We start from the raw sequence: 9533 nt of genomic DNA on the forward strand, positions 1-9533 counted from the left end.
GTAAAAATGCCACGCGTGCCGAATCACTCTTGAACAATTTGTTATGCTCGTACTCAAAGAAATTGGAGAATTAAGCAAGTGATAAACGCTGGAAGCCCTGCAATAAAGAAAACCAAACCTGTCTGGAAGTTCATTCTATGCTGCTCTCGTTGGTCTTCTTCGAAATCATGACCTTCTACCATTTTGTAAACTTTATCTGTTCTAGAATCATCCATATGCGCTGTTTTACTATATACGCCACCTTCCCACATAAGCTTTGCTAAAACCCAGTTCACGATAACAACGAAGAACAGAAAGTCGACTGGCTGAGTAGTAGCAAAGAAGGGGACAAACTGAGCTAAGAGAATAACAATCAATGCTGCAACAAGATTGATTAGCACCACTTTCTTCAGTAAATTGAGCAAAATTCCCTCCTAGAGCATAACGCCCTGTTAAGGTGTGAGCAACGCAATACAAGAGCTGCCGCAAACCACCTTAAACACCAAACGCAACGCATAGTAAAAATGCCACGCGTTGCGAATCACTCTTAAACAGATTGTTAACTAGCGCTTTTTTATGCTCATTTTTTGCCAGTTGCTTCTTCGACCTGTAGTAGAAATGATAAACCTTGTGCTTTGGTATAAGAAAAATCATCAATAGTATCAAGAATTGAGTTCGTATCTTCTCCCATTTTTTGAGCTATCGATAAAATATTTTCAGGAGTTGGCATAGCCCACGCTTTTGCTATGTATGGCACCCAATGTAAAAACTTTCCAAATACATTATTCATCAGTTTAGAGTTACTTCTTTCAATTGCTTGCTTTAACTCATAAAGTTGAGGTTCTATTTGACTTTCAACTATAAACTTTGCCTCTCCTTTGAGATCGTCAATTTTCGCGTCTGACTCAAGAGCTCCTCTTAAATCACCAGTAAGTTTTTGCAATGACATACGGAAAGGCAACAAGTTATCTTTCAGTTTACTTCTTATCTCTAAAATTTCATCAGGGGTCGCTTGGCGGCAGTCTGGTATCATGATTTTTACACATTCTTCAGCCAAGACACTTGTTAACAACTTAACATTTTTATGATTTTCAGATAAAAACGGAACTGATATATCAGCTTTGTCGCTAACTAGTATGAAGTCCTTATCCTGAGCTAAGTTTAATGCCGTAGGGACTGTTCTCCATAGGGTTTCACTTTTAACTTCTGGATATTCTTGCTGAAATTTTTCATATTCCAGCAATGTTGGATTATTGCCTGATAAAAGACTTACAAGATCCTGTATAGGAAGTCCACCATTCCACAGTTGCTCGGTCATACTTGACCATAAGTTAGCTATCATATTGGGGTGAAAATAAATAGACTCACCAATTAGACTTTTATATTTATGTATAAATTGATAAAACTGAATTACTTGCCTCGCATCAGCATTAACATCGCCTGCAGCATTTGAAGTTACTTCATCCCCGTGAATGTAAAACTCCCTTTGACTACCATCCTGTGTCATAGAAGTAACAGTCGTATAATCTGGTATATTTTTAAAATATTCGGTGGGATTTTTCGAGTCATCAGCAAAGGTTACAAGATGTAATTCATCATAGATAAATAAGTATGTCATCAACGACTTTTGGCTGAAAATATAGCTATCTGGATAGTATATAGCTGAGTACTTTTTTGTCATAAAACTTCCCAAAATTAAGCTTGCCGTCCAAAATTTATCAAAACATTATACGGTAGTCATTGTGCTAGTTAACGCCCTGTTAAGGGGTGAGCAACGCAATACAAAAGCCGCCGCATACCACCTTAAACACTAAAACCAACGCATAGTAAAAATGCCACGCGTTGCGAATCCCTCTTGAACAGTTTGTTAGAGCGCAACTCACAGGTTGAACAGAACTTTCAAAAGAGAATTAACCAAGGAAGAAATTCCTAGAAATAGCACTACTGGCAAGCCTATCGCTATTATCAGTTTAAACTCGACAAATTGACCTACAACGGCATCACCATACCTACCACCCAGAAACTTTCTCGATTCGTTACCTACTGTCGATTTGACTTCATCTGTAACTGTCTTGCGATCTTCACCAATGAATTCTTTAAACAGCATAAAGCCGAAAGGAGCGATAATAATGCCGGCGATAAGATATGAAATGTATTCAACTATATCGGTCATGTTCATACTTTTTTCTCCTGCGCTCTAACGCCCTGCTAAGGGGTGAGCAACGCAATACCGATGTTGCAGCACACCACCTTAATCACTTAAACCAACGCATAGCAAAAATGCCACGCGTTGCGAATCCCTCTTAAGCAGTTTGTTATGTGTCAAATTTTAAACTCGAACTTAGCTTTTTTAGGGCCAGTTTCCCCTTTTTCGGAAGGCGCATACTTCCGTTTTGATAATATTCGCACAGCTTCAGCATCGAATACTCCTTTAGGTACAGAATCAGTAACCATTATGTCAATCACATCACCCTGACTATTAATATTAAACGTGAGTACAACAGTACCGACTAATTTGTTTTTCCTTGAACCTTTATGATTACTAGGCGATACACTGTCCCGAGCTTTGTGTTCTCGATAATTTGGGGAACTAGCACTTTCAATTAAACCAGCGCAGCCAGACAATAATGCCGCTATAAATAATATTAAAATCTTCATACTTAATCTTTGACAACATAACGCTCTGTTAAGGGGTGAGCAACGCGATACAAAAGCCGCCGCATACCACCTTAAACATTAAACTCAACGCATAGTAAAAATGCCACGCGTTGCGAATCCCTCTTGAACAGTTTGTTAACTGAGCGCCTTTCAGTTTTCGCCGATCTTACAGCCACTTTACCCAAAGCTGGTTTTCCTAACTAATGATTAGTAAAGCTAACTCAAATATGTATTTAACCAAAAGATTACCGTTTATCTTTAGTTTGAAATGCGTCTCACAACACCATACTTCGGCGATGTAAGTTCGCCGAACTAATCGCGAATGCCTTATATTATTAGAAGGCTTTGTGCCGCCTTTCACATCAGTAAACTTAAGTACCAAATTGAAATTAGTCGCATTAGCTCAATTAAGGAAACCGACCGAACACGCTAAACCTCTGAACCTAGAAACCGTATCAATGTGCTTTCGTATTTTCTGCGCCAGTTAACGCCGCGTTAAGGGGTGCCGGCACGCAATACAAAAGCTTCTGCAAAGCACCTTAAACACTAAACTCAACGCATGTTAAAAATGCCACGCGTGCCAAATCCCTCTTAAACGCTTTGTTAAGTGCAATTTTTACCCACTTCGGCTAAACAAGTGATATCGATCGTAGGGCTCAACATAAGACAGACATGACAATGCTTTTCCACCGCTTCTTTAGCTGCTCGCAAAATGTCAGATTCCTTAAAACCACTGCCATTTACTGTAAAGTGTAAGTTTGCCGATTTATATAAACGAGGTTCTGATTCCGTTAGGGCAAAAGTAACCGTATTTTCTAGACCTTGAACTTCAAAACCTTGATCTTGTAGTAACAAGACGACATCCGTAGCACTACATGAACCTAAAGCCGACAATAGAACTTCCGTTGGACAAGGGGCTTTCTCTCTTGTAGCGTCAACATTAAACGTAAAACCGCCTTCAGTTGACACTTTAAAGCGACAATCACCATCCCATTTTATATTAATGCTCATACTTCCCTACTTTTTTGATGTGACTCTCGCTGATTGCACTTAACGCCTTGCTAAGGTGTGAGTAACGCAATACAAAAGCTACCGCACAGCGCCTTAATCACATAAGCCACCGCAAAGTAAAAATGCCACGCGTTACGAATCACTCTTAAGCAATTTGTTAGTACATGCGCTACTTCTATTTATGCGCTCCAAGATATTGAAAACTAGCATGATATGAAAGGCTTTGAACACTGAAGTGAGACGCGCAGCTACAAAACTTTACCGCCATTAAGAGACGAAATTGAGCTAGAAGAAAAACGCACTGAACTCCCCTACTTTTACTTGCTTCAAATTAGAAAAGGATTCGATCCTCGCACTTTGATGGCAACACCCAACGAACGACAAGATTAACCAGGAAGTACAACGAAAACGAAGAAGCGCCAAAGAAATAGGCTAAGAGTTAGAGACCGTAAACGGTGAAATCAAAGCAAACACTCCGCATATAGTGCCACCGGAAAGAACGTGAAAGACACAAACTGAAAGGTGTAAAGACAAGCACCAAAACAGATAAACACCAAAACTTATGACCTTTGATGTCAAACCCGTACTAACGCCCAATTAAGGTGTGAGGCACGCAATACGGTGCTTCCGCATACCACCTTAACCATTAAAACCAACGCATAGTAAAAATGCCACGCGTGCCGAATCACTCTTAAATTGTTTGTTAGGTGCGTAGCTTAATCTTGCACTAATCTGACCCATTTTGCCCGCCATGCCTGTGCTTCCATTGGGTCTGGACAGAACTCTTTTTGCTTACTTATCAAGCCATTTTCAACGGTATGAAAAGTTATAGCTCGTGCTTTTTGGACGCTATCTGTAATTGATACATCAGTGACAACTGTTTCACCATCGCAAACTACAGAGTGAATTGTAAACTCCCAAATACCATTCGCTGGGTAATAAAAATTGATAGCCGTAAAGTTGTCTCGGCCAATAATGAGTTCACCAGACTGCGGCCAGAAACCCTCAAAACCAGGGCTAAGCCACTCGCTTGCTTTAGCAAAGTCGTTTGTTTTCATCGCATCCCGAAAAGCTAGGACGACTTCCTTTGAGTTCATGATTTTCTCCAAGCACCTAACGCTTTCTATACGGCGATTTGCCGTTTTTCTGGCAGGCTACCGCCTTCTTTCTTATCAAAAGCGCTATCAATCGTAGCACTTATATGCATGAAACAAATAGAAAAACAGTATGAATATGTGTGGTGGCGCGCGCAATTAGGCGGCGCACAGCACGCTAATTTCAAAAATGGTGATACATTAACGGAGCTGTATAAATAAACAGGTTAATTTATCATGAAAAGTCAGTTTTTACTTAGTGTAAAAGAGCACATGCTTACTCGTCATTATGCGAATAAAACTATCGAAAGTTATCTATTTTGGATAAAACGTTTTATCACTTTTCACCAGCTCGCCCACCCATCAACACTAGCAGAAGATGATGTCATTCAATTTCTGAGTTACTTAGCGGTAGAAGAAAAAGTTGCGGTAAAAACGCAAGCTTTGGCGCTGAACTCAATATCATTTTTATATCGTGATTATTTTAAAACCCCACTATCACTTGATATGAGATTTCAGAAATCCTTGACCGAAAAGAAACTTCCCGTTGTGTTAACCAGGGAGGAGATCCGAAGATTCGTTCAGCATATCGACCCGAGGTATAGACTCCATATTCAGCTACTTTACGGCTCCGGGCTTCGAGTTATGGAATGTTTACGCTTAAGAGTTCAAGACATCGATTATGATTATGGTGCAGTTCGCGTTTGGCAAGGAAAAGGAGGTAAAAATCGTACAGTCACATTAGCCAAAGAACTACATGAACCACTCAAAGCTCAAGTTAATTTAGCAAGAAACTACTACTTTAAAGATAGGCACATGCCTGGTTATGCGGGCGTATATATCTCTGAAGGTTTACGACGTAAATACCCAAAAGCGGAGCTAGATTTTAACTGGCACTTTTTGTTTCCATCAACAAAGTTAAGCGCAGATCGAGACACTGGTGAACTCCGGAGGCATCATATCAATGAAAGCGCAATACAAAGAGCGGTAAAGCGCGCGGCAAGCGACGCAAGCATTGAGAAAACTGTAACTTGCCACACACTAAGACACAGTTTTGCCACGCATTTATTGGAATCTGGCGCAGACATTAGAACTGTTCAGGAACAATTAGGGCATACTGATGTAAAAACCACGCAAATCTATACTCACGTTATCGAGCGCGGGGCTGGTGGTGTGTTGAGTCCATTATCCAGCCTTTAGAAAAACAAAGCCACCTCGAAAGGTGGCTTTGTTTTATAACTCTTTATTGACGAACACCGAGTTTCACATTGCCTTTTGAATCAAACCAAAGTGCTTGCGAACGGCGACGTCCTATTAGTATCGGACCATCGTCATAAAAGAGAAAGTTCTTCCAGTGCTTTTTAAAAATAGACCATTTCGTTTCGATGACATTGTACTTCTCGTAGCAAAAGTAAACGGTTACATCGTCTTGCCAATCGATATGTGCCTCAGCTTCCGCTGGCATGTCAGGATCATCCGACTCCCACGCAGCCATCCAATCCACAGTTTCAGACCAATTCGCCTCATTCATTGGCCAGTCTTGGGAACTAAGTCTATCCATATCAGGGCTTTGAGCACTGATATTTTCTTTCCAAAATTGTGCTGAGCGGGCTTGGCTCATCGGCTTAATAAAAGCCAAATCTTCTTCTGGCACAGGCATCGACTGATGCGTAAAAATCCATTTTCTTTGGTATTCGTCCAAAGGCAAATAAGACATTCAGTCTCCTTTATTACGATTTCAGCCAACCTTTCTCTGTGGCTTCTTCAATCAACTCTTTCGCTTTGTCCCATAAGGTAACAGAGCCAAATTCAATTCGTTTATTAATGGTAAGTGCTTGTTCGCGTGAGACACCATGTTCCTTCCAACTCTGACCATTATTATGGTAGTTCAAGAGCATTGGAATTAACCGATCGAGTGCTTTTGCATACTTAGCATCATCGGTCTGCGCGGCTTCAAATTCATGCCAAAGCGCCAATAGCTCTTGCTCCTGATCGCTGGGTAACATACCAAACAAGCGCTCTGCGGCTCTGATTTCTTTTTCTGCTTGCTCTTGAGACGCAGCAGTATCATAAACAAAGGTATCGCCCGCGTCGATCTCTACTACGTCATGTATCAATAACATTTTCATCACTCGGCAAATATCAACAGGTGCATTCGCATGCTCTTCCATCAATATTGCCATCAGTGCGACATGCCAACTATGCTCACCACTATTTTCGAGGCGCCCTTCAGCACTTTTAACTCGAGTTCGGCGCAAAATGCTTTTGAGTTTATCGAGCTCGATTACAAGTGCTAACTGCTTTTCCAATCGTTCCATACTATCGTCCTTCTGGCTGCCAATTCGGATTAATAAGCGACGTTAGGACGTGGTCTTGCCACTCACCATTAATCAAAAGGTAATCTTTTGCATACCCTTCTCGGTTGAACCCTACATGCTCTAGCACAGCTTCACTACGTTTATTGTGAGGCATGTAGCCAGCTTGAATACGATGCAGTTTCTGAACGTTAAACATGTAGTCGCAAGCCATGGTTAATCCACGACGCATATAACCATGCCCTTGCGCTTTTTCAGCGAGAGAATATCCGACGTTACAAGAATAAAAAGGAAAACGACTCAAACTACTAAAGGATATCGTACCTAGCATTTCACCCGAAGAGGCTCTGACTAAAAGGCAATAATACCCCAATCCCATTCGATGCAGCTCATTGAGCTTGATAAGCTTTTGCAACCAACCGTTCACTGAGAAAAAAGCCTCTTCACGTTTCGGTTCAAACGGTTTCAGGTATTCTCGGTTGGCTTGAAAATATTCGGCAATCATATCTGCGTCACCGATTTCAGCGGTACGAAGAAGCAAGTCACCGTCCAACTTATGAACGGCGATAGATGAGCTGTTATCTTCCATTACAAATGATTAATTCCGTCTTTTCGTTCAATTCGATTAATTCTTACGTATACCGTAATCACGCAGTTTATTAGCGATTGAGGTATGCGATACATTCAAGCGCTTAGCAAGCTTGCGGCTTGATGGGAATGACTGATACAAACGTTCCAGAACTTGAGATTCATAATCACGCATGATCTCATCCAAAGAACCGTCGATGTTAAGCGTTGCACTACCAGCGCCGACTGACTGAGGCTGAGGTAAATTGAAGTGATCCGCGTTTAGTATATCACCATCCATTTCCGTGAGCGCTCGAAGAACCATGTTATCCAGCTGGCGCATGTTTCCTGGCCACTGATAATTTGCAAGGGCATCAACTAGACCATCATCAAACTCTGGCTTATCAATCCCAAGCTGTTGAGCATGTTTCGCCACAAACAACTCAAGCAATGGTACAACGTCGTTTGAGCGCTTACGTAACGGAGGAATGCTGAGCGTAAGTACGTTGAGACGATAATACAAATCTTCACGGAACATTCCTGCTTCAGAAAGCTCGGCAAGGTTATGTTTTGTTGAAGCGATGATACGAACATCGACATGCATCTCATCTTCTGCACCGACACGACGGAAATTACCATCCTGTAGAAAACGTAACAGCTTGATTTGAAGGTGCGAACTCATTTCACCGATTTCATCAAGAAATACCGTGCCGCCATTTGCTTGCTCAAAGATGCCTTTGTGGCCTTGTTCATGATTGAATGAACCCGGCGCATGACCAAAAAGTTCGGTTTCTGCTACATCGTCAGGCATAGAAGCACAACTCAAAACTAGGAATGGTTTGCTCGCACGGCTAGAACGGCTGTGGCAAGCTTTAGCAAGCATTTCTTTACCAGTCCCCGTTTCGCCCTCAATCAACAATGGTTGGTCAAGCACAGACAGCTTCTTAGCTTGGTTCATTAGTGCTTTATGACGGTTCGATATACCAACAAAGTGCTCAAAACCCAGAGGATTATGCAGCGGTAGTGCTTCTTCAATTCTGGCAACTTGCTGACTAGAGCGAATCGTCATTAGAGTACTCGCTAGAGTCGAGTTTTGCGCTTCGTCTCGGATATAAACGGGCATCAACTCTAGAACATAGTCCAAGCCATCAATCACAAGGTTTTCCCGCGTTCGACCATTAACACCTTCAGACCAACGAGAGAAACGAACACTTGGTAACAAAGCACCGATTTGAGTACCAATCACTTCTTGCTTGTGAAGGCCAAGCAATGAAAGTGCAGACATGTTTGCCATGTCTACGGCACCTTTAAGATCAATGGCAAAAACCGGATCGGGCAAGTTATCAACTAACGAGAGCAGCTCCGTATTGTGGCGCTCCATCGGCATAAACTGGATTTTACGTACGTCTTTCACCCCCGGAATACGGCGGATTTCAGCCATCAGCTCACTAAACGTATCAAAATCAATATCCGGGCAATTCAAATAGATAATACCGCTAATATCGATTTCGATACCACGCAAGTCGATGCTTTTAGACGCTAAAATATCGAGCAGTTCTCGGGTCAAGCCGAGTCGATCTTCACATAAGACTTCAAGACGCACTTAAAATATCCCAATTCACAACTGTCAGGAAAAGTTGACAGTAGTTTCTATCATGCTTGGAATGGCGTCAAGCAATCCTATCCATCAAAGTTGATATTCGTTACGGTTTCATCGTAATTGATGCAACTTTCGCCGCCACTGCCTTGCGTATGGTGCCCAACTTAACCTGACGGTCAGGATACCAGGGTAGTGGACGCAATAAGGTCATCGCTTTCAAGCCCAAACGTGCCGTTAGAATACCAACACCTAGTCCCTGCCCTGCACGAGCAGAAACTTTGCCAGCAAGATCCATCGACATCAAATCCA

At 41.9% G+C, this 9533-nt stretch carries 12 protein-coding genes; 1 reads left to right on the forward strand and 11 read right to left on the reverse strand.

Going from position 1 to position 9533, the window contains the following annotated elements; translation table 11 throughout:
• Positions 1–53: 53 nt before the first annotated feature.
• The 6 genes from IQR33_RS14105 to IQR33_RS14155 all read right to left on the reverse strand — a co-directional run bounded on the left by IQR33_RS14105 (position 54) and on the right by IQR33_RS14155 (position 4745).
• Complete coding sequence (locus IQR33_RS14105) at positions 54–404, reverse strand: hypothetical protein (RefSeq protein ID WP_017821402.1); 351 nt, start codon at positions 402–404, stop codon at positions 54–56.
• Positions 405–559: 155 nt separating this feature from the next.
• Entirely contained in the window at positions 560–1660 is a 1101-nt protein-coding gene (locus tag IQR33_RS14115) for a hypothetical protein (protein ID WP_193838063.1), read from the reverse strand.
• Positions 1661–1858: 198 nt separating this feature from the next.
• The gene (locus IQR33_RS14125; protein WP_140150236.1) at positions 1859–2158 is read right to left on the reverse strand and encodes a hypothetical protein; all 300 of its coding nucleotides are present in this window, start codon (positions 2156–2158) and stop codon (positions 1859–1861) included.
• A 143-nt stretch (positions 2159–2301) separates the two neighbouring features.
• Positions 2302–2637, reverse strand: coding sequence for an energy transducer TonB (locus IQR33_RS14130; protein ID WP_115386123.1), 336 nt, complete (start codon positions 2635–2637; stop codon positions 2302–2304).
• Between the two features lie 603 nt (positions 2638–3240).
• Entirely contained in the window at positions 3241–3648 is a 408-nt protein-coding gene (locus tag IQR33_RS14140; protein ID WP_193838064.1) for an OsmC family protein, read from the reverse strand.
• Positions 3649–4364: 716 nt separating this feature from the next.
• Positions 4365–4745, reverse strand: coding sequence for a nuclear transport factor 2 family protein (locus tag IQR33_RS14155; protein WP_193838066.1), 381 nt, complete (start codon positions 4743–4745; stop codon positions 4365–4367).
• A 234-nt stretch (positions 4746–4979) separates the two neighbouring features.
• Between IQR33_RS14155 and IQR33_RS14160 the strand changes: the two genes are divergently transcribed.
• Positions 4980–5942 carry an integron integrase gene (locus tag IQR33_RS14160; RefSeq protein ID WP_017636093.1) on the forward strand — a complete coding sequence of 321 codons (963 nt, stop codon included), beginning with the start codon at positions 4980–4982 and terminating at the stop codon, positions 5940–5942.
• Between the two features lie 43 nt (positions 5943–5985).
• Here IQR33_RS14160 and IQR33_RS14165 read toward each other — a convergent pair whose 3' ends face one another.
• From IQR33_RS14165 to IQR33_RS33120, 5 genes are all read right to left on the reverse strand, one after another.
• On the reverse strand, positions 5986–6459 hold the full coding sequence (locus IQR33_RS14165) for a DUF2947 domain-containing protein (RefSeq protein ID WP_017636094.1): 474 nt from the start codon (positions 6457–6459) through the stop codon (positions 5986–5988).
• A 13-nt stretch (positions 6460–6472) separates the two neighbouring features.
• Positions 6473–7060: an HD domain-containing protein gene (locus IQR33_RS14170; protein WP_005376917.1), complete on the reverse strand. Its 588-nt coding sequence runs from the start codon at positions 7058–7060 to the stop codon at positions 6473–6475.
• A 1-nt stretch (position 7061) separates the two neighbouring features.
• Positions 7062–7646 (reverse strand): ribosomal protein S5-alanine N-acetyltransferase, encoded by a 585-nt coding sequence (gene rimJ / locus IQR33_RS14175; RefSeq protein WP_005376916.1) that lies wholly within the window; start codon positions 7644–7646, stop codon positions 7062–7064.
• Positions 7647–7682: 36 nt separating this feature from the next.
• The gene (tyrR, locus tag IQR33_RS14180; RefSeq protein WP_017636095.1) at positions 7683–9227 is read right to left on the reverse strand and encodes a transcriptional regulator TyrR; all 1545 of its coding nucleotides are present in this window, start codon (positions 9225–9227) and stop codon (positions 7683–7685) included.
• A gap of 100 nt (positions 9228–9327) precedes the next feature.
• Positions 9328–9533: DUF697 domain-containing protein (locus IQR33_RS33120; protein WP_228013897.1), on the reverse strand; the 206-nt coding region annotated here is incomplete at its 5' end.

It is taken from the genome of Vibrio sp. OPT46 (assembly GCF_015163535.1).
GTDB lineage: Bacteria > Pseudomonadota > Gammaproteobacteria > Enterobacterales > Vibrionaceae > Vibrio > Vibrio alginolyticus.